General features: G+C 69.8%; 27 protein-coding genes. 18 read left to right on the top strand and 9 right to left on the bottom strand.

The features are described 5' to 3' along the window. Positions 1–103 precede the first annotated feature (103 nt). The 4 genes from ACZ6TB_RS06150 to ACZ6TB_RS06135 are packed head-to-tail and all read left to right on the top strand — an operon-like array spanning position 104 to position 5,127. Positions 104–2,101: a beta-galactosidase gene (locus ACZ6TB_RS06150; protein ID WP_465551158.1), complete on the top strand. Its 1,998-nt coding sequence runs from the start codon at positions 104–106 to the stop codon at positions 2,099–2,101. Next, positions 2,098–2,970 carry a carbohydrate ABC transporter permease gene (locus ACZ6TB_RS06145; RefSeq protein WP_465551156.1) on the top strand — a complete coding sequence of 291 codons (873 nt, stop codon included), beginning with the start codon at positions 2,098–2,100 and terminating at the stop codon, positions 2,968–2,970. Before ACZ6TB_RS06150 ends, ACZ6TB_RS06145 begins: the two co-directional genes overlap by 4 nt. Further along, the gene (locus ACZ6TB_RS06140) at positions 2,967–3,794 is read left to right on the top strand and encodes a carbohydrate ABC transporter permease (protein WP_465551154.1); all 828 of its coding nucleotides are present in this window, start codon (positions 2,967–2,969) and stop codon (positions 3,792–3,794) included. The genes ACZ6TB_RS06145 and ACZ6TB_RS06140 overlap by 4 nt, the downstream gene beginning before the upstream one ends. Before the next feature lie 13 nt (positions 3,795–3,807). Beyond that, the gene (locus ACZ6TB_RS06135; protein WP_465551152.1) at positions 3,808–5,127 is read left to right on the top strand and encodes an ABC transporter substrate-binding protein; all 1,320 of its coding nucleotides are present in this window, start codon (positions 3,808–3,810) and stop codon (positions 5,125–5,127) included. An 18-nt stretch (positions 5,128–5,145) separates the two neighbouring features. Here the strand turns inward: ACZ6TB_RS06135 and ACZ6TB_RS06130 are convergent, their stop codons facing one another. The 3 genes from ACZ6TB_RS06130 to ACZ6TB_RS06120 all read right to left on the bottom strand — a co-directional run bounded on the left by ACZ6TB_RS06130 (position 5,146) and on the right by ACZ6TB_RS06120 (position 6,839). Further along, entirely contained in the window at positions 5,146–5,691 is a 546-nt protein-coding gene (locus ACZ6TB_RS06130) for a cellulose binding domain-containing protein (RefSeq protein WP_465551150.1), read from the bottom strand. Positions 5,692–5,823: 132 nt separating this feature from the next. After that, entirely contained in the window at positions 5,824–6,618 is a 795-nt protein-coding gene (locus ACZ6TB_RS06125; protein ID WP_465551148.1) for a TrmH family RNA methyltransferase, read from the bottom strand. A 26-nt stretch (positions 6,619–6,644) separates the two neighbouring features. After that, positions 6,645–6,839 carry a hypothetical protein gene (locus ACZ6TB_RS06120; RefSeq protein ID WP_465551146.1) on the bottom strand — a complete coding sequence of 65 codons (195 nt, stop codon included), beginning with the start codon at positions 6,837–6,839 and terminating at the stop codon, positions 6,645–6,647. Between the two features lie 34 nt (positions 6,840–6,873). Here ACZ6TB_RS06120 and ACZ6TB_RS06115 point away from each other — a divergent pair, with 34 nt between their 5' ends. Further along, a complete protein-coding gene (locus tag ACZ6TB_RS06115; RefSeq protein WP_465551144.1) occupies positions 6,874–7,389 on the top strand; it encodes a GNAT family N-acetyltransferase in 516 nt (171 codons plus the stop codon). Here ACZ6TB_RS06115 and ACZ6TB_RS06110 read toward each other — a convergent pair. From ACZ6TB_RS06110 to ACZ6TB_RS06100, 3 genes are all read right to left on the bottom strand, one after another. Beyond that, the gene (locus tag ACZ6TB_RS06110; protein ID WP_465551143.1) at positions 7,386–7,583 is read right to left on the bottom strand and encodes a DUF3072 domain-containing protein; all 198 of its coding nucleotides are present in this window, start codon (positions 7,581–7,583) and stop codon (positions 7,386–7,388) included. The two genes, ACZ6TB_RS06115 and ACZ6TB_RS06110, sit on opposite strands and share 4 nt — an antisense overlap. A gap of 57 nt (positions 7,584–7,640) precedes the next feature. Then, positions 7,641–9,686 carry a flavohemoprotein gene (locus ACZ6TB_RS06105; protein ID WP_465551142.1) on the bottom strand — a complete coding sequence of 682 codons (2,046 nt, stop codon included), beginning with the start codon at positions 9,684–9,686 and terminating at the stop codon, positions 7,641–7,643. A gap of 82 nt (positions 9,687–9,768) precedes the next feature. Next, positions 9,769–10,656, bottom strand: a complete 888-nt coding sequence (locus ACZ6TB_RS06100) for an LLM class flavin-dependent oxidoreductase (protein ID WP_465551140.1) — start codon at positions 10,654–10,656, stop codon at positions 9,769–9,771. A gap of 30 nt (positions 10,657–10,686) precedes the next feature. Here ACZ6TB_RS06100 and ACZ6TB_RS06095 point away from each other — a divergent pair, with 30 nt between their 5' ends. Further along, complete coding sequence (locus ACZ6TB_RS06095) at positions 10,687–11,352, top strand: TMEM175 family protein (RefSeq protein WP_465551138.1); 666 nt, start codon at positions 10,687–10,689, stop codon at positions 11,350–11,352. Positions 11,353–11,543: 191 nt separating this feature from the next. Beyond that, on the top strand, positions 11,544–12,314 hold the full coding sequence (locus tag ACZ6TB_RS06090; RefSeq protein WP_465551436.1) for a GNAT family N-acetyltransferase: 771 nt from the start codon (positions 11,544–11,546) through the stop codon (positions 12,312–12,314). A 13-nt stretch (positions 12,315–12,327) separates the two neighbouring features. Here ACZ6TB_RS06090 and ACZ6TB_RS06085 read toward each other — a convergent pair whose 3' ends face one another. Continuing rightward, positions 12,328–13,632: a MurL-like N-terminal domain-containing gene (locus ACZ6TB_RS06085; protein ID WP_465551136.1), complete on the bottom strand. Its 1,305-nt coding sequence runs from the start codon at positions 13,630–13,632 to the stop codon at positions 12,328–12,330. Between the two features lie 62 nt (positions 13,633–13,694). Here ACZ6TB_RS06085 and murD point away from each other — a divergent pair, with 62 nt between their 5' ends. The 11 genes from murD (at position 13,695) to ACZ6TB_RS06030 (ending at position 25,167) form a co-directional block, all read left to right on the top strand. Next, positions 13,695–15,041 (top strand): UDP-N-acetylmuramoyl-L-alanine--D-glutamate ligase, encoded by a 1,347-nt coding sequence (gene murD, locus ACZ6TB_RS06080; protein ID WP_465551134.1) that lies wholly within the window; start codon positions 13,695–13,697, stop codon positions 15,039–15,041. A 1,134-nt stretch (positions 15,042–16,175) separates the two neighbouring features. Further along, positions 16,176–17,129: a MurR/RpiR family transcriptional regulator gene (locus ACZ6TB_RS06075; protein WP_465551132.1), complete on the top strand. Its 954-nt coding sequence runs from the start codon at positions 16,176–16,178 to the stop codon at positions 17,127–17,129. 33 nt (positions 17,130–17,162) lie between these two features. Next, positions 17,163–18,476 carry an extracellular solute-binding protein gene (locus tag ACZ6TB_RS06070; protein WP_465551130.1) on the top strand — a complete coding sequence of 438 codons (1,314 nt, stop codon included), beginning with the start codon at positions 17,163–17,165 and terminating at the stop codon, positions 18,474–18,476. 70 nt (positions 18,477–18,546) lie between these two features. Then, positions 18,547–19,527 carry a carbohydrate ABC transporter permease gene (locus ACZ6TB_RS06065; RefSeq protein WP_465551128.1) on the top strand — a complete coding sequence of 327 codons (981 nt, stop codon included), beginning with the start codon at positions 18,547–18,549 and terminating at the stop codon, positions 19,525–19,527. Continuing rightward, positions 19,527–20,429 (top strand): carbohydrate ABC transporter permease, encoded by a 903-nt coding sequence (locus ACZ6TB_RS06060; protein ID WP_465551126.1) that lies wholly within the window; start codon positions 19,527–19,529, stop codon positions 20,427–20,429. Before ACZ6TB_RS06065 ends, ACZ6TB_RS06060 begins: the two co-directional genes overlap by 1 nt. A gap of 40 nt (positions 20,430–20,469) precedes the next feature. Further along, on the top strand, positions 20,470–21,906 hold the full coding sequence (gene ngcE, locus ACZ6TB_RS06055; protein WP_465551124.1) for an N-acetylglucosamine/diacetylchitobiose ABC transporter substrate-binding protein: 1,437 nt from the start codon (positions 20,470–20,472) through the stop codon (positions 21,904–21,906). Positions 21,907–21,930: 24 nt separating this feature from the next. Then, positions 21,931–22,836, top strand: a complete 906-nt coding sequence (locus ACZ6TB_RS06050; RefSeq protein WP_465551122.1) for a carbohydrate ABC transporter permease — start codon at positions 21,931–21,933, stop codon at positions 22,834–22,836. A gap of 13 nt (positions 22,837–22,849) precedes the next feature. Then, a complete protein-coding gene (locus ACZ6TB_RS06045; RefSeq protein WP_465551120.1) occupies positions 22,850–23,776 on the top strand; it encodes a carbohydrate ABC transporter permease in 927 nt (308 codons plus the stop codon). Between the two features lie 154 nt (positions 23,777–23,930). Next, positions 23,931–24,101, top strand: coding sequence for a hypothetical protein (locus ACZ6TB_RS06040; RefSeq protein WP_465551118.1), 171 nt, complete (start codon positions 23,931–23,933; stop codon positions 24,099–24,101). Then, positions 24,098–24,676, top strand: a complete 579-nt coding sequence (locus ACZ6TB_RS06035) for an RNA polymerase sigma factor (RefSeq protein ID WP_465551116.1) — start codon at positions 24,098–24,100, stop codon at positions 24,674–24,676. Before ACZ6TB_RS06040 ends, ACZ6TB_RS06035 begins: the two co-directional genes overlap by 4 nt. A gap of 131 nt (positions 24,677–24,807) precedes the next feature. Then, on the top strand, positions 24,808–25,167 hold the full coding sequence (locus ACZ6TB_RS06030; protein ID WP_465551434.1) for an STAS domain-containing protein: 360 nt from the start codon (positions 24,808–24,810) through the stop codon (positions 25,165–25,167). Here the strand turns inward: ACZ6TB_RS06030 and ACZ6TB_RS06025 are convergent. Beyond that, entirely contained in the window at positions 25,143–26,012 is an 870-nt protein-coding gene (locus ACZ6TB_RS06025) for an NAD(P)-dependent oxidoreductase (protein WP_465551114.1), read from the bottom strand. The genes ACZ6TB_RS06030 and ACZ6TB_RS06025 overlap by 25 nt on opposite strands. Then, complete coding sequence (locus ACZ6TB_RS06020; RefSeq protein ID WP_465551112.1) at positions 26,009–26,899, bottom strand: LysR family transcriptional regulator; 891 nt, start codon at positions 26,897–26,899, stop codon at positions 26,009–26,011. Before ACZ6TB_RS06020 ends, ACZ6TB_RS06025 begins: the two co-directional genes overlap by 4 nt. Positions 26,900–26,941: the final 42 nt, after the last annotated feature.

The following is a 26,941-nucleotide window of genomic DNA, read 5'->3' as shown; positions in this document are numbered from 1 at the left end:
CACGGTCGGCCGTGATCCTAGTGTGTGCACGTTCACACATTCGACCCGGCGAATTCTTCACCCGGCAATGTGTGCACGTGCACAGACGGACGAGGAGGCGCGCTTGATCACGCTGGGCTGCGACTACAACCCGGAGCAGTGGCCGGAGGCGGTATGGGCCGAGGACGTCGAGCTCATGCGGGCGGCCGGCGTGGGCCTCGTCGCGATCAACGTCTTCGGCTGGTCGGACATCGAGCCGCGGCCGGGCGAGTTCGACTTCGAGCGCCTCGACCGGGTCGTCGCCTTGCTGCACGACAACGGCATCCGGATCAATCTCGGCACCGCGACCGCCTCGCCGCCGCCCTGGCTCACCACCCGCCACCCCGAGATCCTGCCGATGGCGGCCGACGGCACCCGCCGCTTCCCGGGCGGCCGCCAGGCCTACTGCCCGAGCTCGCCGATCTTCCGCCGGCACGCGACGAACCTGGTCGACCGGGTCGCCGAACGCTACGGCAACCACCCGGCGATCGCGCTCTGGCACGTCTCCAACGAGCTGGGCTGCCACAACGCCCTCTGCTACTGCGACGCCTCGGCCCACGCGTTCCGGGCCTGGCTCGAGAAGACCTACAAGACCCTGGAAAACCTCAACACCGCATGGGGTACGGCGTTCTGGAGCCAACGCTACGGCGAGTGGGCCGAGATCTTCCCGCCCCGGGCCGCGCTGTCGATCCGCAACCCGGCCCAGGTCCTCGACTTCCGCCGGTTCTCCTCCGACGAGCTGCTGGCCCAGTTCGAGGCCGAGAAGGCGGTCATCGCCCGGCACAGCACGATCCCGGTCACCACCAACTTCATGGTCACCGCGCACATCCGCGACCTCGACTACTGGCGCTGGGCCCCGCACATGGACGTGATCGCCAACGACCACTACCTGGATCACCGCCTGGGGACGGGAGAGGGGGGCGAGGCGAACGCCGAGCTCAGCTTCGCCGCCGACCTGACCCGCGGCCTCGCCGGCGGCGACCCGTGGATCCTCATGGAGCAGTCCACCGGCGCGGTCAACTGGCAGCCACACAACCTCACCAAGCGCCCCGGCGAGATGCTCCGCAACACCCTCACCCACGTGGCCCGCGGCGCCGACACGATCTGCTTCTTCCAGTGGCGGGCCTCCCGGCAGGGCAGCGAGAAGTTCCACTCGGCGATGCTCCCGCACGCCGGGCCCGGCACCGATCGATGGCGCGAGGTCCTCGATCTCTCGTACGCCCTGAGCCGCCTCGCCGAGGTGGCCGGTTCCACGGTGGAGGCCGACACCGCGGTGCTCTTCTCGTGGGAGTCGTGGTGGGCGGCCGAGCAGGAGGGCCGCCCGTCGACCGCCGTGAACTACCTCGATCAGGTTCACGCGGCGTATCGGGGACTGCGCGAGCTCGGCGTGACCACGGATGTGATCAGCCCGGACGGTGACCTCACCAAGTACCGCTTCGTGGTCGTGCCCGGCCTCTACCTCGTGACCGACGAGCAGGCGGCCGCCGTGGCGAGCTACGTCGAGAACGGCGGGCACGTGCTGGTCACGTACTTCAGCGGGATCGCCGACCGCGACGACCGCATCCGGATCGGCGGCTACCCGGGCGCGTTCCGCGACCTGCTCGGCGTCGTCGCCGAGGAGTTCGCGCCGCTCGAGCCGGCCACGGTGGTCACCCTCGACGACGGCAAGCGGGCGCGCCTGTGGACCGAGCGGCTGCGCACCACCACCGCCGAGACCCGGGCCCGGTACGCCGACGGCCCGCTTCCCGGCGTCCCGGCGATCACCCGCAACCGGCACGGCGACGGACACGCCTGGTACGTCGCGACCGCCCTCGACCGGGCGGCGACCAGGGACGTCCTCCGGGCGGCGGCGCGCGGGGCCGGCGTCGAGAACCGGGGCCCGGAGAACGACGGCGACGTCGAGGTCGTCACCCGGCGGAAGCCCGGCGTCGCCTACGTCTTCGTGATCAACCACGGCGACCGGGAGATCGAGTACGCGGCGGCCGGCCGTGACCTGATCACCGGCGACCACGTGCCCGGGCGCGTCCGGGTGCCGCCGGGCGGCGTACGCGTGCTGGCCTGTGCGGAAGGGGAACGGCCGTGACCGGATCTCGCGGCGTGCGGGCCGCCGTCGCCTTCTTCATCGCCCCGTTCGGGGTGCTGTTCGCGCTGTTCTACCTGGTCCCGATCGGGTACGCGATCGTGCAGTCGCTGTACAAGGTCGAGCGCACCGGCACGTTCGGCCCGGCCCGTGAGGTGTTCGGCGGCCTCGCGCAGTACCGCCGGGTCTTCGCCGACGCGCCGTTCTGGCACTCGGTCGAGCGGGTGCTGCTGTTCGGGGTCGTGCAGGTGCCGGTGATGCTCGGCCTGGCGCTGGTCCTGGCCCTGCTGCTCGACTCCGGCCTGGTGCGCGGCAAGCGGTTCTTCCGGCTCGCGTTCTTCCTGCCCTACGCGGTGCCGGGGGTGGTCGCGGCGATCATGTGGGGTTACCTCTACTCGCCCAACCTGTCGCCGTTCACCGCGATCACCGCGCACATCCACCTGCTCGGCGCCGACCTCGTGCTGTGGTCCATCGCCAACGTCGTGACCTGGGTGTACATCGGCTACAACATGCTGATCATCTATTCGGCGCTGCTCGCCATCCCGCCCGAGATCTACGAGGCGGCGCGGATCGACGGCGCCGGGCTGATCCGCACGGCGTGGTCGATCAAGATCCCGATGGTGCTGCCGGCGATCGTGCTGACCACCGTCTTCTCGATCATCGGGACACTCCAGCTGCTGGCCGAGCCGCAGGTGTTCCGGTCGTTCAGCTCGGCGGTCTCCAGCACGTACACGCCGAACCTGACCGTCTACGCCACCTCGTCGGTGCCGAACTTCCACCTGGCCGCCGCGTTCTCGGTGGTGCTGGCGCTGGCCACGTTCGTCCTGTCCTTCTCGTTCCTGAAGTTCACCCAGCGCAAGGGCATCCAATGAGCGCGCTCACCCGCCGTAGCGCGGCCATGCTCGTCATGGCCGTCTGCACGGTCTACTTCCTCACCCCGCTGTGGTGGCTGTTCGTCGGCGCGACCAAGTCGGGCGGGCGCGGCACGAGCCTCTGGTTCGACAACTTCCGGCTCGGCGCCAACGTCCGCGCGGTCCTGACCTACCAGGACGGGATCTTCGTGCGCTGGCTGGTCAACAGCATCGGCTACACGGTCGGCGCGGCGGCGCTCGGCACGCTGCTGGCCGGCATGTGCGGGTACGCGCTGGCCAAGTACCGGTTCCGCGGACGCGAGGCGATCTTCAACGTGGTGCTCGGCGGTGTGCTCGTGCCGGCCACCGCCCTCGCGCTGCCGCTGTTCCTGCTGTTCAGCCGGGCGCACGCGGCCAACACCTTCTGGGCCGTCTTCCTGCCCAGCCTGGTCAATCCCTTCGGCGTCTATCTGGCGCGGATCTATGCGAGCGCGTCCGTTCCGGACGAGCTCATCGAGGCGGCGAGAATCGACGGCTCGGGCGAGGTGCGGACCTTCTTCACCCTTTCCGTACGCCTCATGGCACCGGCCTTCGTGACGATCTTCCTCTTCCATTTCGTGGCCGTCTGGAACAACTTCCTGCTGCCCCTGATCATGCTCGGCAACCAGAAGCTGTTCCCCGTCACGCTCGGCCTCTACACCTGGAACTCGCAGGTCGACCAGCGGCCCGAGCTGCGTGGCCTGGTTTTGGTCGGCGCCTTTCTCTCGCTGGCGCCGATGGTCATCGCTTTCCTTTCCCTCCAGCGTTTCTGGCGTACCGGCCTGTCCGCGGGATCTCTCAAATGAATTAGGAGCTGAAATGCGGCGCTTCCTCGCAGTACTGCTTCTGTCCACCCTGTCGATAACGGCGTGCTCGTCGTCGTCCTCGGACGATTCGACCGCCTCCGGAGCCGGGGCCTGCGCTCCCGCCGGCGGGCCGGTCACGCTCACCTTCACGTCGTGGGTGCCGGACATCCAGAAGGTCGTCGACATCTGGAACAAGGCCAACCCCGACATCCAGGTGAAGGTGCAGACCGGGCCGAACGGCAACGGCGGCACCTACCAGAACTTCTTCAACCAGCTCAAGGCGGGCAACGCGCCCGACCTCGGCCAGATCGAGTACGACGCGCTGCCCGGCTTCCGGGTCCAGGACGGCCTCACCGACCTGGCCGGCTGTGCCGACGTCGTACAGGCGAAGGATCAGTTCGTCGATTGGACCTGGAACCAGGTCAGCTTCGGCGAGCAGGGGCACGTCTACGCGGTGCCGCAGGACGCCGGCCCGATGGCGCTGTTCTACCGCAAGGACCTCTTCGAGTCCAACGGCATCAAGGTGCCGGCGACCTGGCAGGAGTACGCGGACGCGGCGGTCAAGGTGAAGGCGGCCGGCGGCTACATCACGAACTTCTCCAACAGCGACATCAACCAGTTCGCGGGCTTCGCCTGGCAGGCCGGCGGCCACTGGTTCACCAACGACGGGTCGAACTGGACGGTCAGCCTCACCGACCCGGCCACCACCAAGGTCGCCGGCTACTGGCAGGACCTGATCGACAAGAAGCTGGTGTCGGCCGTGCCGCCGTGGACCGACGAGTGGAACAACGCCTACAACGAGAGCAAGGCCTGGACCTGGGTCTCGGCCGTGTGGGGCGCGAACTCGATCGCTACCGGCGCGCCGAAGACGTCGGGCAAGTGGGCGGTCGCGCCGATGCCGCAGTGGACCGCCGGCGACCAGGTGGCGGGCAACTGGGGTGGCTCGTCGACCGCCGTGTTCAAGGGCGCCAAGCACCCGTACGAGGCGGCGAAGTTCGCGCTGTGGCTGAACACCTCGACCGAGGCGCTCACCGAGCTCAACAAGGTCGCGAACCTGTACCCGGCGACCAAGGCCGGCACGTCGCTGCCGGCGCTGTCCCAGGGCGTCGACTTCTACGGCGGCCAGAAGATCTACGAGGTGTTCGCGACCGCCTCGGGGCAGGTCAAGCCCGACTTCACCTGGGGGCCGACGATGACCCAGACGTACGCCGACGCGTCCGACGGCTTCAAGGCGGCGGTCTCCGGGCAGGGCACGTTGCTGAAGGCGCTGCAGGGCGCGCAGACGAGCACGGTCCAGACGCTGAAGTCGCAGTCGATCCCGGTCAAGGAGTAGCGGTCCCGGACGGCGCCCTCACTCGCAGGGGGCGCCGTTCACCTCGCAGGACGACGGCCGGTCCGAGCCGCCGGACCGGTCGTAGTGGAACTTGAGCTCGGCCGTCGAGGCGGCGGCGAGCGGCACCGACGACGTCCACACGAAGGTGTGCCCGCGCTGGGCGAGCGTCGGCTGGGGGAGGGACTCCAGCCAGGACGTGCGCAGGTTTCCCGGATAGGTGAGCGTGACGACCCAGTCCTGCGGCGCGTTGGTCCGGTTGGTGAGGAGAACCTCGCCGATGAAGCTGTCCGAGTAGGAGTTGAGGACGTGGAATCGACCGGTGACGGTCGCCGGCCTCGCGGCGGTGGTGGTGCGGGGCGGGCTGATGACGGCGGGGAGCGTCCGGGCCGGCTTCGAACCGGGTCGGGTCTCACCGGCGGGGCTCGTTTCGGCCTTCTCGACGAGGGGGCCGGACGGGAGCAGACTGACCGGGGCCGGGGGACCGGAGAGGGTGCCCGGGAGGGTGAACGCGGGATCCGGGGGCGGGAGCGTCCGGGTGCGGTCGTGCCCCGGGGTGAGTCGCACGATCGTGATGACCGTAATTCCCACAAGAGCGGCAATACCCAAGATAGTTAAGAGAACTCGGATATTGCCGGATTTATCGCGCACGGCGGTAAGGGTAGTCATCGACGAGCGCCCCCGAAAAGGGGGAAATTCTCAGCGGCAGAGCTCCCAGAATGCGATGGCCGCCGCCGTCGCCACGTTGAGCGAGTCGACGCCGCTCTGCATCGGAATCGCCACCCGCACGTCGCTGAGGGCCAGCGCGGCCCGGGTCAGCCCCGGTCCCTCGGCCCCGAGCATCAGCGCCGGCCGCGCCCGGTCGGCCGGGCTCAGGTCCTGCAGGTTCACGGTGTCGTCGCCCGGCGTGAGGGCGAGCAGCCGGAACCCGGCCGCCGAGATCTCCTTGAGCGCACCCGGCCAGGCCTCCGCCTTCACGTACGGGATCGCGAAGACCTCGCCCATGCTCACCCGCACCGCCCGCCGATAGAGCGGGTCGGCGCAGTTCGGCGACAGCACCACGCCGTCGATGCCGAGCGCGGCGGCGCTGCGGAACAGCGCGCCGAGGTTGGTGTGCGTGTTCAGCCCCTCGAGCACCGCGAGCCGGCGCGCCCCGGCGAGCAGCGCGGCCAGGGTGGGCAGTTCCCGCCGGTGGAACGAGGCGAGCACGCCGCGGTGCACGTGGAATCCGGTGATCGACTCCAGCACCGGCGGCGTGGCCGTGTAGATCGTCGCGTCCGGCGGCAGGTCCTCGAACTGCTCGGTGCGCTTCTCGTCGACCAGGATGGAGCGCAACCGGTAACCGGCCCGCAGGGCACGACGAATCACGAGCTCGCCTTCGGCGATGAAGAGCCCGTTCGGAGGCTCCCACCGCGTGCGCAGCTCGAGATCGGTCAGCGCGCGATAGTCCCCGATCCGCGGGTCGTCCGCGCTGTCCACCTGCAGTACCGGCATCGCACCATTCTGCCGGTGGGCGCGGATCAGCCGCTGCGGCGGTTCCCGTAGTCCTTGCGGGCGGGCACCGTGCCGCGTCCGTGCGGCTGGCTGGAGGTCTGCGCCGTCACCTCGCCATGGTGGTGCTTCTTGCTCTTCGCGGCGCGGCGTGCCGCCCGGTTCATGAACTCCTCGGGCTGCTCGGTCTGCTCGTCATCCTGCTGCTCTGGCGCCTCGGACATGACTGCATTATGGCCCGTTACGCTGAGCGGCATCATGCCGACCACCGAACGACTTGTGCTGCGCTCGTGGCAGCCCTCCGACCTGAACGCCTGGGCCGCCCTCAACGCCGACCCCGAGGTGCGCGAGTTCTTCCCCGAGGTGCTGACCCGGGTGCAGGCCGGGGCCTCGATGGACTACTTCCAGGAGGGCCTCGACGAGCGGGGCTGGGGCTGGTGGGCGGTGGCGCTCGCGGACTCCGGCACGCTGATCGGCATGGCCGGGCTCGACCCGGTCGACGAGGAGCTGCCGTTCACCGGCGTCGAGATCGGCTGGCGCCTCGCCCGGACGGCCTGGGGACACGGTTACGCCACCGAGGCGGCGGCGGGCGTCCTCGCGTACGCGTGGGAAGTCCTTGATCTTCCGGAGGTGCTCGCGATCGCCGCCGCCGGCAACACGCGCTCGCACGCGGTGATGCGGCGCCTGGGTATGACGCACGTCGAGGACTTCGACGATCCGACCCAGCCGCCGCACCTGGCCCGCTCGGTTCTCTACCGGATCACCCGGCCCTAACGGCCGCGGCCCGTTTCCTCCTGCAGCTCATCGATCTTGCGGGAGGCCTCGGCCTTGGTGAGGCCCTCGGGCGCCGGCTCGCCCGCCTCGGTGGCGAGCGTGTGCAGGTACGACTCCTGCGCGCCGGTGGCCGGCTCGTCGCCCGTGGTCCAGTCGTCCGGGTCCTTCACCGGGCTTCCCGAAGTGGCATCCATCGCGGTCCTCCTCACAGACATTCGAACATCTGTGCACCTACCCGCTTGCGGCGCGATTCACTCCGGCGCGTCGTGGTGGATGTGGTCGGGGGCGACGCCCAGCTGGTGCAGGGCGGCGCTGGTGGCGGCGAGCATGAGCGGCGGACCGGCCAGGTAGACCTCGTGCCGGGACCACTCGCCGTAGGCGGCGACGGCGTCGGTGACCAGGCCCGACGCGTACGGGCCGGGGTCGCCCTCGGAGACCACCGGCACCACGGTGGCGCGCTTGGCGGACCGGGCGATCTCGGCGATCTCCTCGATGTCGTAGAGCTCGGCGAGATTGCGTACGCCCCAGAAAAGCACCGCCGAGCGCGGGTCGCCGGTGTCCGCCAGCTCCCGCAGCAGCGCCTTGAGCGGCGCCACGCCCGTGTCGCCGGCGATCATCAGCAGGTTCCGGTCCGGGCTCTCGGGCACGCCCATCTCGCCCTCGGCCCGGCTCAGCCGCACCGGATCGCCGATCCGGGTGCGGTAGACCAGCGTGCCGCTCACGCCGGAGTGCGTCTTGGCCCGCACGTGCAGCTCGATCAGGTCGTCCCGGCGAGGCGCGCCGGAGAGCGAGTAGGGCCGCCAGATGCCCGGCAGCTCGCGCACCTCGATCCGGGCGTACTGGCCCGGCCGGAAGGGCATCGGCAGGTACGGCCGCAGCCGCACCACGGCGAGGTCCGGGCGCCGCAGCTCGTGCGAGACGACCGTCGCGTCCCAGGTGACCGGCTCGCGGGCGGCCAGCGTCGCGCCGTGCCGGATCCACTCGTACGTGTGCTGCCAGGTCGATCGCCACGCGAGATCGAGCTCCTCGCCCCACTCGCCGGCCGGGGTGCCGGCCCGGATCGCCTCGGCCAGGGCCGCCCCGACCAGCCGCAGCTGCTCCGGGGCCACGCCGCACTCGGCCAGCGCCCCGCCCAGCTGGGCGCAGCCGCCGACCAGGACGGGCGGGTTGTCGAGGTGCTCGACCAGCCAGCCCAGCCCGTCGGCGAGCCGCGCGGTGCGGATCTCGGCGTCACCGGGCATGGCCGCGAGCAGCTCCGGGTTGGCCTGCAGCAGCGCCGCGTGGAACCGCTCGGCGACGTGCTCGGGCCCGCCGGCGTGCGCGAGGCTGTTGCCGAGAAGCCGTTTCGTCCGCTGCAGGAGGGCCTCGTCGGCGGGGTCCATCCCGTCGGCCGAGGGCGCGCGCCCCGGCGAGGCCACCATCGGCGGCGAGACCCGCATCCCGGGCAGGTGGGGCGCGGCGGCGGTGGTCTCGGCGCCGGGCTGGTCGGCCGAGGCCCAGAGGGGGCGTGCGATGGTGGTCTCCGTCTCCGGGTCGCGCCGCAGGGGCAGGCCCGTGAAGCGATTCCGGGCGAGCTGGTCGGCCCGCTCGGGCGCGGGCTCGACGTCGGCGGGCGATGCCGGCGTGCGGGGCTTGCGCAGGGGGTCGATCGGGGAGAGCCCCGGCGGCCGGACGAGCGGGCCGTAAGGCTGCGCCGCCGTCTCGCTTGTCGCCGCCGTCTCGGTGGTCGCCGCGTTGCCGGTGGTCGCCGCGCTGCCGGTGGCCGTCGCCCTGCCGGTGGTCGCCGCCCTGCCGGTGGCCGTCGCCCTGCCGGTTGTCTCGCGCCGGGCGGGATCGAAGAAGTTCGCCGCCTGCGTCCGCAGCCGCACGTCGTCGACGGCCCGCGCCGCTTCGCTCTCGCCGGCCGGCGCGCCGGCGCCGATGTCAGCTCCGCTTTCGGGGCCGGCGTGCGGGTCGATGGCGGCGGTCGCCGGCTCGACGCCGTTCTCCGGGGTCGCGTTCACCGCCCAGCCGGGGCGTGGCATCAATGCCTGCTCGTCCCGTTCCCCCGAGCCCGGCCCATCTCCCTTGCCGGAAATTCCGGATTTATCGGGATCTGGCCCGGCGGGCAGCGCCTCGTGCTTCTCGCCCGGCGGCTGGTCCGGCCGGCGCCCGAGACCGCCCTGGGTCAGCGCCTCCGCCGCGTCGGCGATGCCGGCGGCCACCGCGTCGGGCGCCGCCTGCCGTAGCCGGATGGCCCGGAGCAGCGCCAACAGGTGCTGGTCCGCCCCCGAACCCGAGCCCGATCCGGACGACACAGCCACACCCCCGCTCAGCGGATCACGCGAACAGTACAACCGTACTGCCCCGCGCTCCCCACCACCGCCGGGATGTCATCAGCTAAACACGCAGCGATGCCAGCGCGGCCCGGGTTTGCTCGAGCGGGTCGGGGCCGAGCGGCCGCAGGATCACCGTCGCCGCGCCCGCCGCGTGCAACGCCGCCACTTTCCCCGGGATCGCCGCGGCCGGGCCGATCAGCGCGAAGACGTCCTCGGGCGCGACGCCGAGCCAGGCGGCCTGGCCCTCGATCGCCTCCCGCACCGTCGCGGCGCCGCGGGCCGCGTCGTCGTCCACATGCAGGAAGGCGAACACGATCAGCTCGTGCGCCGGCCGGTCACCGGCCCGCCGTCCCCGCTCGATGTGGGTCAATGCCTCGGCGACCGCGGACGGACCGATGCCCTCGGCCAGGATCGTGCCGTCGGCGACCCGGCCCGACAGCTCCAGCGAGCGCGGCCGCACCACCCCGGTCACGATCGGCGGGACGACCCGTGGCGGGTGCACCAGCTTGACCCCGTCGACGGTCACCTCGCGGCCGTGCAGCACCACGTTCTCGCCGGCCAGCAGCCCCCGGGCGGCCGCGATCGTCTCCTCGAGCAGGGCCAGCTTGCGTACCGGCTCGGCGCCCACCCGCCGCATCCATTCCGGCACGCCGTGCCCCACCCCGGCGACCAGGCGCGACGGGTGGACGCGGGCCAGGGTCGCCAGCTCCATGGCGAGCAGCGCCGGATTGCGCAGCGCGACCGGCGCGATGCCGATGCCCACCCGCAGCCGCCGGGAGGCGCCCAGGGCCAGGGCCGCCGCGCTGATCGAGCCGGCCCAGCCCAGGTCCTCGACCACCCAGAGATCGTCGGCGCCCAGCTCCTCGATCGCCTCGGCGTAGCCGGGCAGGTCCTCCGGGCGGCGGTCGCGGTCGAACATGAACCCGATGCGCGGTCCCTCGCTGATCACGGGTCGAGCCTAGTGCTTAGGCTCCGTGCCATGAGCGAGGAGTTGTCGACCACCGTGGATGAGAGCGAGCCGGATCCGCGGGCCATCGCCGCCGAGCGGATGACGTTCTTCGCCGACGCCGTGATCGCCATCGCGATCACCCTGCTCGCCCTCGAACTGCCCGTCCCCGAGGGCGCGGACATCCAGACCAATGCCCAGCTGTGGGACGCCTTGCGCGAGGGCCGCCAGGAGTACCTGGCGTTCCTGATCAGCTTCTACGTGATCGCCATGCACTGGGCGGGACATCACCGGATCTTCCGGTACGTGACTCGCCTGGGCCGGGGCATGACCGCCCTCAGCCTCCTGTGGCTGCTCATGATGGTGGTCACGCCGTTCGCCACCAAGCTGCTGAGCACCGGCGACGGCGCGATCCAGCTGCGCATCGGCATCTACGCCGGCATCCAGGCGATCGCGGGCATGCTGTTCCTGGCGATGGTGGTGGTCATCCAGCAACAGAAGCTGTACCGCCCCGACACCCCGCCGCACCGGTTCGCCAACGCCTATTGGGGTGCGGGCGCGCAGGCGGCCGGCTTCCTGATCAGCATCCCGGTCTCGTTCGTGGCCTCGGACTACGCGTTCGACCTCTGGATTGTCGCCCCTATTGCCACCGCGCTCGTCCGCCGCCGCATCAATGGCCGGCGGGCGAAGCATGGTTGACAGCCCGGCGGCCGTTTGCAAGGCTTTCGGAGCTGCACCGCAGCCAACAACTCTGCATGAGGGAATGACGCCAATGATTCGGGCCGGCCACGCGGCTGCCTGAGCTCTCCGGGGCGCACGGTAGCCGGACGCTTATCCGTTCGTCACCGTCAGTTCTTCCTTTTCTCATGCATCGAGGTCTTGTCTTGAACGTGGATGCCCGCATCCAGCAGTCCGTCGTCGCCAACCTCTCCGGCCGTCCCGCGCCGGTCGAAACCGGCCCCTTCGTCATCGGGGTCGATCCGGCCACGCCGAGTCCCGGAATCAACTACGCCACACCCCGTCCCGGGTCGGTCATCACCGCATCGGATGTCACCGATCTGGTGGCCGCTTTCGAAAAGGCGGAAAGGCAACCCCGGCTCGAGTACGTGACAAGCACCGCCCCCGATCTCGAGCGGCTCCTGCTCGACGCCGGATTCGTGGTCGAGGAACGTCACGAATACCTGATCTGCACCCCGGAAACGCTGTCCGTCCCGGCCGCCCCCGACGGTTTCGCCATTCGCCCGGCGGTCACCGACGAGGACTTCGCCGGAATGGTCCGGGCCCAGCACGAGGGGTTCTCGGGCGTGCCCCAGCCGGTGGCCCCGCCCGAGGACGTCGCCCGGATGGGCCGCCTGCGGGACAAGGGCGGCATCGCCGTGCTGGCCGTCGCCCCCGGCGGCGACTGCGCCGGCGGCGGGCAGGCCGTGCCGCCCAACGACAAGGTGAGCGAGGTCGCCGGCATCGCCGTGCTTCCCGCCTACCGCCGGCGCGGGATCGCGGCCGCCATCACGGCCGAGGTCACCCGCCTGCTGTTCGAGGGCGGCACCGAGATCGCCTGGCTCGAGGCGTCGGGGCCGGACTCGTGGCGGATCTACGAGCGGATCGGCTACCGGCCCACCGGCAAGCGGCTCTACATCGCCAAGGACGGCGAAACGGCGTAACCGGAACGGGCGGTCACCGGATCGAGGCGTCGAGAATCTTGGCGTACGCCTCGGGAATGAAGTTCGGTCCGCCCGGAGTGAGCACCGCCTCGCGTGACGCCGCCGCCCAGGCCGAGGGGGGCACCGCCGCGCGGAGAGCGACGAGCACGGGGGAGTCGTCGGTGAGCATCGACAGTGCCACCAGCGACTCCTCCACCTCGCCGACGCACTCGAACGGCTTGTGCGCGTCGATGCCGAGCAGCTCGAGGAAGCCCGGGATCTGCGCCTCGTCGGCGAACAGGTCGTGACCGAAAATGTGCGTGAGCCGGGACCGCTCCATGGCCGGCGCCATCGCCAGGAACACGAACCGGCACTTCGGGCAGTCACCGCACCAGCGGGCCGTCGGGTCGTGCAGCTTGAACGCCTTGTTGCAGCTGGTCACCACGTCGTCGTAGGCGTCGTGCCGGGCGAACAGCTGGGCGATGTGCAGCTCCGACAGGGACCTCAGCAGCGAGAAGTACGGCTCCGTGAGCCCCGCGTGCGCGATGACGGCATTTCTCAGCAGGCCCTCGGCCACCACCCCCTTCGACCACTGGTGGTTGATCTCGTGACCGTTCCAGACCAGGTTGGGGTCGCTCGCCGAGCGCTCGTTGGACATCACCACGGGACCGAGCCCGTGCCACGCCGCGGTGGCGATCGCGATCAGTGAGTTGATCGCGGTGACCGGGATGTGCCCGTTCAGCGCGCCCGCCTTGTTCAGCTCGAACAGGCGCGGGTCGAGCCGGCGGCGGGCGGCGAGGGCTTCGAGGCCGGACGCCTCGTTCACCGCCACGATCACCTGGTTCGGGTTCACCGAGAACGGGACCGGATCGAGGCCGGCCGCGCGCAGGATCTCCAGCGTGACGATCGAGTCCTTGCCGCCGCCGACCGCCGACAACGGGCGGGCCTGCGAGTTGTCCGTTGGTGTCGGGCGCTGCTGATCGCCTTTGCCGACCTCAACCACAAGATCAAGAACATGGGCCAGGCGGTTCCGGTACGCGTACTCCGCCATCCCGTGGGTGTAGATGGCGGTGAAGAAGTCGGCCGCCGCCTGGGGCACCGCCTTCGGTGCGACCACGCGCGCCGGGGCGCCGACCTTGTAGTAGCTCACGCCGGCGACCACGTGCAGGAGATCCAGTACGCGGTGGAACGCCGCCGGGACCTCGTGGGCGCTCACCGGAAAGGTGATCGTCTCCGTGAACTCGAGGGGCTCGGGACCGTCGAGCACGTAGTCGAACGTCGCGACGCCGGTCTGCGGGTCGAAGGCGTACGAGGGGAAGCGCATGACGTCGAACTGCACCCGAAACTCCTGTCTTGTGGCCGACCGGCAATACTAGTTCGACTCGACGAGGAGGGTTCGACGTGCGTCTGGCAGACCTGAACGGCCGGTCGGTGGCGGTCTGGGGGACCGGGCGGGAGGGCCGGGCCGCGGTCAACGCGATCGCGCCGCACAAACCCGCGCGGCTGATCGCGGTCGACGACAGCGCGAACTTCCTCTCCGTGCCGTGGGAGTCGCTCTCCTCGATCGCCCCGCTGGCCGGCGGCGACCACGCGTTTCCGGCCCTGGTGACCGCCGACGTGGTGGTCCGCTCGCCGGGCGTGCCGCAGACCCACCCGTGGATGAAGGACCTCCGCGACCGCGGCGTCACCATCACCGGCGGTAGCGCCCTCTGGATGGCCGACAACGCAGCGCGAACCATCGGCATCACCGGCAGCAAGGGCAAGAGCACCACCTCGAGCCTCGTGAGCCACCTGCTCGCCGCCGTCGGCAAGCCCAACATCTTCGGCGGCAACATCGGCGTGCCGCTGCTCGACCTGCCGATCGCCGCGCAGTACGTGCTGGAGCTGTCCAGCTACCAGTGCGCCGACCTGACCGACTCGCCGCGGGTGGCCGTGGTGACGTCGCTGTTCCCCGAGCACCTGGACGCGCACGGCGGCGAGCGGGAGTACTACCGCGACAAGCTCAACCTGCTGCGCCACGGCCCCGAGATGATCGTCGTCAACGGCGCCGACCTGCGCCTGCGGGACGAGATCCGTGGCCTCTGCGACCTGAACGGCTTCCCGCCCATCCCGGCCGGCGCGGACGACTCCCGGTTCCGCATCGAGGACGAGTGGGTGTACTGCTCGGACGACCCGCTGTTCCACCGCGAGGCCCTGCACCTGAAGGGCGCGCACAACGGCCGCAACCTGTGCGTGGCGCTTGCCGTGCTGGACGGCATGGGCGTCGACATCCGGGGCATGAAGGACGAGCTGCAGGCCGCCGTCGAGTCGTTCGAGGGCCTCCCGCACCGCCTGACCGAGATCGAGGACCCGTCCGGCCTCACCTTCGTCGACGACACCCTGTCGACCAGCCCGTACTCCGCGATGCACGCCATCGAGGCCTACGCCAGCCGCCCACTGACCGTGCTCGTCGGCGGCACCGACCGAGGTCTCGACTACGCGCCGTTACGCGAGTTCCTCGCCGCTCGTGAACTCACCGTGATCGGCATCCCCGACTCGGGCCCGCGCATCCTGGAGGCCCTGGCCGGCCTCGAGAAGATCCGCACCGAGAACGCCGAGGATCTGCCCGCCGCCGTCCGCCTGGCCCGCGAGCTGACCCCGGCCGGCGGGGTGGTGCTGTTGTCCCCGGCCGCGCCCAGTTATGGCCGGTACCGCAATTTCGAGCACCGTTCCGAGGCCTTCACGGAGGCCATCCGAGAGTCCGCCTGAGCCCGGTTTCCGGCGGGCTGGGACCTTGTTGGGGTCGGTCCCGCTGTTGGAGGACTGCTCCCGGACGTGCAGCTCTGCTTACCCAGACGCGCGGGCTGGGCGGGGACGTGCAGCTCTGCTTACCCATACGCACGGGCTGGGCGGGGACGTGCAGCTCTGCTTACCGATATGCGCAGGGTGGGGCGGGGACGTGCAGCTCTGCTTACCGATATGCGCAGGGTGGGGCGGGGACGTGCAGCTCTGCTTACCGATATGCGCAGGGTGGGGCGGGGACCTGTAGCTCTGCTTACCGATACGCGCACCCGCCGTGCGGGTTGGGCGCGGCGGGGGTGGGTGCGGGTGTTGGGTGTGTGTCGCGACGGGCGCGGGATGCACGTGGCGCGTCGGGCGCACGGATGCCGGGTGTGCGCCGCGTCGGGCGAGCTAAACCGCCGGAGGCAGCGGCAAGGGCGGAAGACAAAGAAGCCTAGCCTCCTAGGATGCCGAGGTCGGCGTGACGCGGGGACTTGGGCAATCGCCGGCACGCCCGGTCGGGCGTGACGCGGAGGCGTGGCCAATCGCCGAGACACGCGGTCGGGCGAGTCGTCGATAGGCGCGGGCCTTCCCGATGTTCGAGCGTGTGCGGCGATGCGAATTTGGGACGGCCGGCGGCACCCGGCCGGGACGGACGACGGGCGCCCCCGCACGCGCGGCGACCTCCGGGCAACCCGGCGACGCCGCGGCCTGACCAGCGACGAGGGCGCCCGCCGGTGCGATGCGGCCGGAACCGACCTCGAAATGGGAGCGCACCCAAAATCCGGTGGTAAATCTTTTGATCTTGTTTCCGGGGGTTGCGGCGATGTTTCAAACCCTTCGAGAGATCAGCCTTTCGGGCCAAGCTCCATCGTCCACACGGCGACCCAGCGCTGGCCGAAAGAGCTATGACAAACTCGGACATACGCGAGCATGTGATGGCGGTCACGCCGTAAAGAACATTTCCGGATTGATGGCGGTCAAGTGGTGGCGCCGTAACACGCGTTCATCGCCGCAGGTCAGGTAACGGTTTGAAAACTTCGCCCACAGTCTTGACACAAGGGGGCTGTTAGTAAGAACTTTTACCGCGACAGTAAACAGTCCTTCCTGAAAGGGTGGCCAATGAACGAGCCAGAGATGGACGGCGCCGCGGCGACCGCGGTCGTCGACTCCCTGGTCTCGGATCAGGGTCAGCCGTCGGACGGGGTGCTTCTGCGGGTCCGCTCGCTGCTGCCGGAATTCACCGGCGCGCTCCGGCGGGTGGCCGAGCAGGTGCTCACCGACCCGGCGGCGGCCTCCCGCGCCACCATCGTCGAGCTGGCCGAGCGCAGCGGCACCTCACCGGCAACCGTCACCCGGTTCTGCCGCGCGCTCGGCTTCGACGGCTACGCCGACCTGCGGCTGGGCATCGCGGCCGAGACCGGCCGCGCTCGCTCCGCCGGCTGGACGGTCGACATCGGCCGCGAGATCCAGCCCAGCGACCCGCTCGGGCGGGTCCTCGGGCAGATCATGGCGGCCGACACCCGGGCCATGCACGACACCGCCGCCCTGCTCGACCTCGCCGAGGTGGAGCGGGCCGCCGGCGCGATCGCGGTGGCGCCCCGGGTCAACATCTTCGGCGCCAGCGGGAGCGCGCTGGTCGGCGAGGAGATGCAGTTCAGCCTGCACCGCATCGGCGTGCCGGTGTGGGCCTGGACGGACGTGCACAACGGGCTGGCCAGCGCCGCGCTGTCCCGGCCGGGCGACGTCGCGCTGGGCATCTCCCACTCGGGGGAGACCGGCGAGACGATCGAGCTCCTCGCCGAGGCGAGCAGCCGGGGAGCGACGACGATCGCGCTCACCAGCTTTCCCCGCTCGCCCCTCGCCGAGCTCGCCGACATCGTCCTGCTCACCGCCACCCAGGCGACCACCTTCCGGCCGGACGCGCTCAGCGCCCGGCACCCGCAGCTGGTCGTTCTCGATCTTCTCTATGTCGCGGTCGCACAGCGGACCCACGAACGTTCGCACGCGGCCTTTCAACGCACCGCGCAAGCCGTCCACGGCCATAAGGCCGCCAAGGACGGAACCACCCCTTAAATCCCCTCGAATACCGAAAACAATGGAGGAAGCGTGAAGCGCAAGTTCGTGGCAGCCGCGGCTCTGGCCGCTACGCTGCTCGGCGCCGCAGCGTGCGGTTCCAACACCGATGACTCCCCCACGACGTCCGCTTCCGGCCCGGTCGACGGCAAGGGCAAGACCATCAAGGTCTGGCTCATGGTCGATGCGCAGAGCGCGTGGAAGGGCGTCGTGGACGACGCCACCAAGCGGTTCACCGACGCGACCGGCGCTCAGGTCAACGTCGAGTACCAGCAGTGGGCCAACCACCTCACGAAGCTCGACGCGACGCTGGCCGGTTCGGACGTGCCGGACGTGATCGAGCTCGGCAACACCGAGTTCCCGAAGTACGTGTTCTCGCAGGCGTTCGCGGCGGTCAACCCGGCCGACTACGAGAACTCGGGCACCTGGCTGTCCGGCCTCAAGGGCGCCTGTGACTTCGAGGGACAGACCTACTGCGTGCCCTACTACGCGGGCGCCCGGGTGCTGATCTACCGCACCGACCTGTTCAAGAAGGCCGGCATCGCCGCGGCCCCGAAGTCGTACGACGAGTTCCTCGCCGACGCCGACAAGCTCCAGGCGGCGCAGAAGTCGGACTCGAAGTTCGGCGCCGTCTACATGCCGGGCCAGTACTGGTACGGCGCGATGTCGTGGGTGAAGTCGACCGGTGGCGACATCGCGAAGCAGGACGGCGACAAGTGGGTCGGCCAGCTGTCGCAGCCGGCCTCGATCCAGGGCCTGCAGCGCTGGGTGGACATGGCCAAGAAGTACTCGAAGGCCGACGTCACCAAGAACGAGAACGACCAGGCCGGCATCTTCGCCCAGGGCGAGTCGGGCATGTTCTACGGCAACGCCTGGGAGCAGGGTGCGGCCGAGCAGATCAAGAAGGACCCGAACGACCCGAACTCCCCGCTGGTCGACACCAAGGTCAAGGGCAAGCTGGCCGCCGCGCCGATGCCCGACGTCCCGTCCTTCCTCGGCGGCTCGAACCTGGGTGTGGCGGCGAAGAGCCAGAACAAGGAGCTCGCCGCTCAGTGGATCAAGTACTTCACCGACAGCACCTCGATGGCCGGCCTGATCAAGGCCAACGCGCTGCCGAACTCGACGGCGCTGCTGGACAAGGCCGCCACTGACAACCCGGCGATCGCGCCGGCCGCGCTGGCCGCGAAGAGCAGCTGGTTCACCCCGAACGCGGAGAAGTGGGCGGACGTCGAGAAGGGCAACATCCTTCAGACGATGCTCACCGACATCCTGACCGGCAAGAAGTCGGTGGCCGACGGCGCCAAGTGGGCCGACGACCAGATCAACACCACGCTCAACGAGAGCTGATTTTCTCCTCGATGCGGCCGCCCGCTCCCGTGACCGGGGGCGGGCGGCAGCGAAGCGAAAAGGATTGTTGATGTCCGTCGTCGAGACCCCGACGACCCGCCGGGCGGGCGGGTCGACTCCGCACCGGGCGCCCGGCCGCGCGTCCCGGGTGCGCCGCCGCCGCGAAACCGCAGCCCTGCCGTGGCTGCTCTCCATCCCCACTCTGCTCCTGCTCGCCGGCCTCCTCGGCTATCCGCTGGTGCGGATGGTCGCGCTGTCCTTCCAGAACATGCGGCTGCGCGAGCTGCTCAGCGGCCGCACGCCCCCGTGGGTCGGCTTCGACCAGTACACCAAGATCCTCTCGGACTCGGCCTTCTGGACGGTCGTCGGCCGGACGGTCGCGTTCACCGCCGTCACGGTCGTCATCTCGGTCGTGATCGGCCTCGGCATCGCGCTGCTCATGCGGCGGGTCACCCGCGGCGTACGGATGCTGATGATCGTCGCCATGATGTTCGTGTGGGCGATGCCGCAGCTCGTCGCCGCCCAGGCGTTCCGGTGGATCACCGACTCCGACTTCGGCGTCCTCAACTACATGATCGACAAGCTGCCGGGCGTGGACTACGCGAACCACAGCTGGTTCGTGAACCCGTGGCAGGGCTGGTCGGTGATCACCACGCTGGTGGTCTGGGCCGGCATCCCGTTCCTCGCGATCACCCTCAACGCCGGGCTCACGCAGGTGCCGAAGGAGCTCGTCGAGGCGGCCACGGTGGACGGCGCGTCGGCCTGGCAGACCCTGCGCAGCATCACGCTGCCGATCCTCAAGCCGCTGCTGACGATCGTGACGACGCTGTCGGTCATCTGGGACTTCGGACTGTTCACCCAGAACTGGGCGTTGCGCGACGGCCACCCCGAACCGCAATTCCAGACCTTGGCGACGTACGCGTACACACAGGCCTTCGGTAAGTCTCTGTACAGCCTGGGCTCAGCGATCTCGGTGGTCACCGTGCTACTGATGCTCGGCGTGATGGCGTTCTACATCCGGCAGATGTTCAAGATCGGGGAGGTGGACTGATGGTCGTCGCCACGACTCCGGGCGCGCCCCCGGTCCGCAAGAGCAGGCGCAACCCCGACGACGGCGTGATGACCGTCGGCCGCAGCCGGGCCGGCACGATCGCCGCCAACGCGACCGGCATCATCTTCTCGCTCCTGATGCTGTTCCCGGTCTACTGGGTGCTCAACACCGCGTTCAAGCCGGCCGACGAGGTCCTCGCGCTGACGCCCACGTTCCTGCCGAAGCACCCGACCTTCGCCAACTTCACGTCGGCGTTCAAGGCGCCGCTGTTCCTCCAGGACATGCTCAACGGCCTGATCATCACGCTGCTGGCGGTGGCCGGCGCGCTGGTGGTCGGCTTCCTGGCCGCGCTCGCGATCGCCCGGTTCGGCTTCTACGGCCGCAAGGCGATCATCATGGTGATCCTCTGCGTCCAGCTGGTACCGCTGCTCGCGCTCATCATTCCGCTGTTCCTGATGCTCCAGAGCGTGAACTTGACCAACAGTCTGATAGGTGTGAGTATCACCTACTTGGTCCTGATCTTGCCGTATACCGTGTGGACCCTCCGAGGCTTCATCTCCGGGATTCCCCGTGAGCTCGACGAGGCGGCCCTCATCGACGGCTGCACGCGTGGGCAGGTGTTCTGGCGCATCATTCTTCCGCTGACCGGACCCGGCCTGGTCGCGACCAGCGTCTACGGCTTCATCCAGGCCTGGAACGAATTCATCATCATCAACACGCTCAACAGCCCGGCCAAGCAGAATCTGATGGCCTGGCTGCTGCAGAACCAGACAACCCGCGGTACCGCCTGGGGTCCTCTCATGGCCGGTGCGATCATCACCTCCATCCCGGTGGTGGTCTTCTTCTTGATCATCCAACGCAACATCGCCACCGGCCTCACGGCCGGTGCTGTGAAGGGCTGATCGGTTCCACACAAGAGAGCACAAGCACTGAGGAGATGCTGTGACCGAGATATTCAAGGCCGAGGTCGACCGTCGTACGCTGCTGCGCCGCGCGGCCGCCGTCGGTCTGATGGCCACCCCCGCGGTGGGCATGCTGAGCGCCTGCGTCAGCAGCGGTGACGACGACAAGAAGTCGGACCAGTCGACCGGCACCAAGTCCGCGGACAACCCGCTGGGCATCGACCCCAAGGCGGGCGTCGAGATCATCATCTTCAACGGTGGTCTCGGCACGGCCTACGCCACCGACGTCGACACCCCGCTGTTCAACAAGAAGTGGCCGGACGCCAAGATCACCTACTCGGCCACCGAGCAGATCTCGACGGTCGTGCAGCCCCGGATCAACGCCGGCAGCCCGCCGGACATGATCAACAACTCGGGCTCGAACCTGATGGACTTCGGCGCGATCGTGAAGGCCGGCCAGGCGGCCGACCTGACCGACCTGTTCGCGGCGCCGTCCTGGGACGTGGCCGGCAAGACCGTCGCCGAGACGCTCGTGCCGGGCGCCGTCGAGCAGGGCTCGTACGACGGCAAGCCGATGGCGATGAACTACTCGTTCACGGTCTTCGGCCTCTGGTACAACAAGAAGCTGTTCGACTCGAAGGGCTGGACGGTCCCGACCACGTGGGCCGACTTCACCGCCCTGTGCGACAAGATCAAGGCGGCCGGCATCACGCCGTTCGGCTTCGCCGGCGCCAACGCGTCGTACTACATGGTCCGTGCCCTGCTCACCAGCGCCGCGAAGATCGGCACCGAGCAGGCGCTCAAGGACATCGACAACCTGAAGCCGGGCGCGTGGACGGCCGACCCGATCATGAAGGCCGCCCAGGCCTGGGGCGAGATCGGTAACAAGTACATCAACAAGACCTACCTGGGTCTGCGCCACACCGAGGTCCAGCTCCAGCAGGACCAGGACAAGCTGGCGTTCTACCCCTGCGGCTCCTGGCTCGAGAACGAGCAGGCCAAGGACACCCCGCCCACCTTCGAGTACGCGGTGGCCGCGTACCCGAGCGTGACCACCTCGGACCAGCTCCCGGCGACCGCCATCAACGCGGCGGCCGGCGAGATCTACTTCGCGGCGGCCAAGGGCAAGAACCCGCAGGGCGGCAAGGAGTACATCCGCGGCATGCTCTCGAAGGAGGCGGCGCTGGGCTTCACCAAGCTCACCAAGTCGCTTACGGTGGTGGCGGGCGCGGCCGACGGCCAGACCATCTCGCCCGGGCTGACCAGCGCCAACGACATCCTGGGCAAGGCCGGCAAGGACGTGTTCATGGGCTACCTGTTCGACACCTGGTACAAGAAGCTCGATGACGAGTCGCGCGCGGCCGCCAACGACCTCATGTTCAAGGGTGGCGACGCCAAGAAGTTCTGCGACCGGATGGAGGCGGCCTCCCAGGCCGTCGCCAAGGACTCCTCGGTCACCAAGTTCACCCGCAGCTGAGTTTCAAGAGGTAGGTAGGACGCCATGCGGCACGGCAAGTATCCATTCATCATCGGCTTTCTTGCCGTGCCGGTGGCGCTCTACGCCATCTTCGTGGTCGCGGCTTACCTGCAGGCCTTCCAGCTGTCGTTCACGAACTGGTCCGGCTTCGGCGCGATCAAGTACATCGGCTTGGAGAACTTCACCAAGCTCTGGCACGACGACCTGTTCTGGAAGTCGCTGCGGCACAACCTGTTCCTGCTGATCTTCCTGCCGCTCGTCACGGTCGTGGTGGCGCTGGTGATCGCGTTCCTGCTCAACGTGGGCGGCACCCACAAGGGCGGCCAGACGCGGGGCGTGCGCGGCTCCAAGGCGTACCGGATCATCTTCTTCTTCCCGCAGTTGCTCGCCCTCGCCATCGTCGCCGTGATCTTCCAGCGGGTCTTCGGGCCGGACAAGAGCGGCATGATCAACGGCTTGTTCCCGGAGTCGTGGAAGCCGTGGCTGTTCCTGGCCGACGAGCGGTACGCGATGCTGTGCATCCTGGCCGTGCTGATCTGGCAGGCGATCGGCTTCTACGTGGTGCTGTTCTCGGCCGGCATGGGCTCGATCTCGGCCGACATCTATGAGGCCGCGGCGCTCGACGGCGCGACCCGGTTCACGCTGTTCTTCCGGATCACGATCCCGCTGCTGTGGGGCACGATCCAGGTCGCCTGGGTCTACCTCGGCATCGCCGCCTTCGACGCGTTCGCCCTGGTCAACATCATGACCGTGGACCGCGGCGGCCCGAACGGCGCGACCTCGGTGCTGAGCCTCATGATCTATCGCAACACGTTCGAGTTCTCGCAGGTGGGTTACGCCTCCGCGCTCGGTGTCGTGCTGTTCTTCCTGACCCTGACCTTCGCCGCGCTGACCCTCCGGGTCACCCGCCGCGAGTCCGTCGAAGCCTGAGAGGCGGACCGAGATGACGAACCTCACCAGCGTCCCCGGCGCCGACGTCGTGCCGGACACCAAGACCAAGAAGAGCGCCGGCGTCAAGCCCAGCCAGAAGCGCGAGGTCAACGCGTTCACCGGCCTCGCCCACATCGGCCTGCTGTTCTGGGCCCTGATCACGGCCGGCCCGCTGATCTGGGTGGTGCTCGCCTCGTTCAAGAGCAACACCGAGATCTTCCTGGGCAAGCCGTTCGCGCTGCCGCAGAGCTTCTCCTTCCAGACGTACGCGGACGCCTGGAACGAGGCGCACGTCGGCCGCTACTTCTTCAACAGCGTCTTCGTCGTGCTCATCAGCACGGCCGGCACCATGCTGTTCGGGTCGATGGCGGCGTACGTGCTGGCCCGGTACCGCTTCTGGGGCAACCGCTTCATCTACTACCTGTTCGTCTCGGGACTCGCGTTCCCGACGTTCATGGCGCTCGGCCCGCTGTTCTACATCCTCAAGAACATGGGGCTGCTCGGCACGTACACCGGCCTCATCCTGGTCTACATCGCCTACTCGCTGCCGTTCACGGTGTTCTTCCTGGCCGCGTTCTTCAAGACGCTGCCGTACGAGATCGAGGAAGCGGCGACGGTCGACGGCGCCTCGCACACCCGCAAGTTCTTCCAGATCATGATGCCGATGGCCCGGTCCGGCCTGGTCAGCATCACGATCTTCAACATCGTCGGCCAGTGGAACCAGTACCTGCTGCCGGTGGCCGTGATCACCGGACCGGGCGCCGAGAACAAGATGCTGCTCACCCAGGGCATCGCGCAGATCAGCGTCTCGGCCGGCTACCACGCCCAGTGGTCCACGCTCTTCGCGGCGCTCACCCTCTCGATCCTGCCGATGATCATCGTGTACGCGGTCTTCCAGCGTCAGATCCAGGCCGGTCTCACGGCCGGCGCCGTCAAGTAGGAGCCCTTTTCGAACGTGGCCGCCGGGAGATCGCGTCCCGGCGGCCACTTTCGTGCGAAATGCGCGGGACGTTTCACGCCGGAGGCCGCCCGATGGCCCTGCACTACGACAATGGCGCGTAGCGCGGACTTTCGGCGAAGGGGCAGTGCCGCAGATGACGACGACGAACGGTGAGCGTGGCCGGACCGACCCGGTGCTGCTGGTCAACGGCACGCTCGTGGGGGTGGGCGGCGTCTTCGTCGCGACCGCCTCGGTCCTGGCGACGGCGATCGCCGCCCTGGCCGCCGTGCTCCTGGGTGCGACGGTGGTCGTGGCGGGCCGATGACGCCGCCCGACGAACAGTTCGACCCGTTCTTCCGCGCGACCTACCCCGAGCTGCGCAAATACGGGATGGCGTGGGGCCGGAACTGGCAGGACGCGGACGACGCGGCGCGCGATGTCATGATCGACATCCGGCGGCGCTGGTACACGATCGCCCCCGGGCGGCGAGCCGCCTACGCCCGGGTGGCGCTGGTGCGGGCGATCATCAAGATCCGCCGGGAGCGGCACGCGCACGACACCAGCCCGGTGCCGGGCGAGGACCTGCCGCTGCCGCCCCGCGACGACCTCGACGTCGGCGCGTACGAGGGCCGGGAGTGGGTCGGCCAACTGCTGAGCAGGCTGCCGGGCGCCCAGCGCGCGGTGATGGAGGCGTTTTTGGCCGGCAAGGGCTTCAAGGAGTTCGCCGCCGAGATCCAGGAGCGCGAGGGCAGGCCGGCGTGCGCCGAGGAGGAGGCCGCCGACCTCGAGCGGAGAGCGGCGACCGCCCGGAAGAACTTCCAGCACGCCCGGACCGCGCTCCGGCCGCTCGTGGCGGAGTACGAACGGGGAGCGGCGACGGGAAGGGGTGAGACCCGGTGACCGACTACGAACCGATGGCCGACGTGATCCGGGGGATCGACCGGCTCGTCGACGCCGAGCTGGACGAGGCGGAGCTGACGCGCCGGCTCGAGGACATCAAGACCCGGGCGGACGCGACCGGGCCGGCGCCGGTGGCCGACGGCACCGCCGAGATCGTGCTCGAGGGCCAGTTCGACGTGGACAACGCCTACGAGATCCGCGAGACGGTCGCGGCCGTCCTGACCGAGGGGACACCCACCCGCATCGAGATCGACCTGTGGCGGGTGACGTTCATCGACTCCGTCGGCCTGAGCGCGCTGGTCGCCGCGTTCCAGCTGGCCGCCGTCTCCGGCGTCGAGCTGGTCGTCACCCGGCCCAGCCGTATCGTGTACCGGCTGCTGGGGGTGACCGGCCTGCTCGGGTTGTTCGGGTCGCCCCGACCCGGCGACGCCGAACCGCAGCGCGCCGCCGGGGGCCCGAAGGCGGGTCAGGAGTCGAAGCTGGCGAAGTAGGACGCGGCCATGTCGGAGCCGCCGTGGCCCTGGGCGGCGGCCCGGCGGAACCGCTCGCGGCCGGCGGCGGCGACATCCAGCCGTACGCCGTTGTCGCGCCCGGCGTCGACGATCAGGCCGGCGTCCTTCTCGGCCGTGTCGACCGCGAAGCTGGCCGGGGTCAGCCTGTCCTCGAGGATCAGCGTCGACTTCGCGTGCAGGTAGCCCATGTCGAGCGGGCCGCCCGCGATCAGTCCCAGGAACGCGGCCGGGTCGACGCCCAGGCCCTTGGCCAGGGCCAGCGTCTCGGCCGCGCCGTGGGTGACGGCCAGGACCCAGCTGTTGGCGACCAGCTTCAGCTTGGTGGCGGAGGCCGAGGCGGCGTCGTCGCCGGTCCAGACGGTCTTGGCGCCGACCGCGTCGAAGATCGGCTGGACCGCCTCCCGGTGCTGGGCCGGGCCGGCCGCCAGCACCTGGAGCTGCCCGGCCTCGGCCGGCTGCCGGGTGCCCAGGACCGGCGCGTCGAAGTACAGCACGCCGTGCTCGGCGGCGGTGGCGGCGAGGCTCGCGACGTCGGCGGGGGAGGACGTGGTCGACTGGATCCAGGCCGCGCCGGGCCGCAGCGCGGGGGCCGCCTGCGCGATGACCTCGCGCACGGTCGCGCCGTCGTAGAGCATGGTCAGCACCACGTCGGCGTCGCGGACGGCGTCGGCGGGACTCTCGGCGACCGGCAGGCCCGTCTCGTGCGCCTTGGAAGGCGTGCGGTTCCACACCCGTACGTCATGGCCTGCTTTGGCGATGTTGCGGGCCATCGCGGCGCCCATGATGCCGGCGCCGAGGACGGCCACGGTCAGTTTCTCGCTCATCCGCCCATCTTGCCCGGCAGCGCGAGCCGCAGCAGCTCCTCGGTCGCCGGGCCGGACCCGCCCGCGGCCGGCAGCGCCACCGACACCTGCCAGGACGCGTCCTGGATCTTCAGCGCGGCGGCGTGCAGGCCCTTCGCGTGCGGCTTGCGGGTCACCGGGGCCGGCACCAGCGCGACGCCCAGCCCCTGGTGCACGAAGTCGAGCAGGGTGTGCACGTCGTTGACCTCGACGCTGATCCGGCGCTCGGCGTCGGCCCGGGCGAAGGCCTGGTCGTTGACCCGGCGGGCGCCCCAGTCGGCGCTGAAGTCGACGAAGTCCTCGGCGGCGAGCTCGTCCACCCCGACGGCGTCGAGCTCGGCCAGCGGGTGGGCGGCGTTGCAGAGCAGCATCATCGGCTCGGTGGCGAGGGGCATCAGCCGTACGCCGTCGGGCGCCGGCCCGGGCAACGCGACGAACCCGACGCTGAGCCGCCCCAGCCGGATCTGCTCGACGATGTGGCCGGATCCCGCGTACCGCAACCGGATCTCCACCCCCGGATGCGCCCGCCGGAACGAGGCCAGCACCGGCGGCAGGTCGATCACGCCGAGGCACTGCTCGGAGCCGACCGTGAGGCTGCCGCGCAGCAGGCCGCGCACGGCGGCCACCGCGTCCCGGGCCGCGGCCGCGCTGGCCAGCGTGCGATGCGCCTCGGCCAGCAGCGCCCGGCCCGCGTCGGTCAGCTCGACCCGCCGGGTGTTGCGCACGAAGAGCTCGGCGCTCAGGTCCTTCTCCAGCGCCCGGATCGACGCCGACAGGCCGGACTGCGCCACCCGCATCCGCTCGGCGGCCCGGGTGAAATGCCGCTCCTCGGCGACCGCGACGAAGTACTCCAGATGCCTCAGTTCCACGATTGAGCAGTCTAGGTGCTGAATCCGAGCGGTTTCTTCTGT

The organism is Actinoplanes sp. NPDC051537, assembly GCF_055586105.1.
Note: the sequence above shows the minus strand (reverse complement) of the source record. Positions and strands in the feature narration are given on the sequence as shown.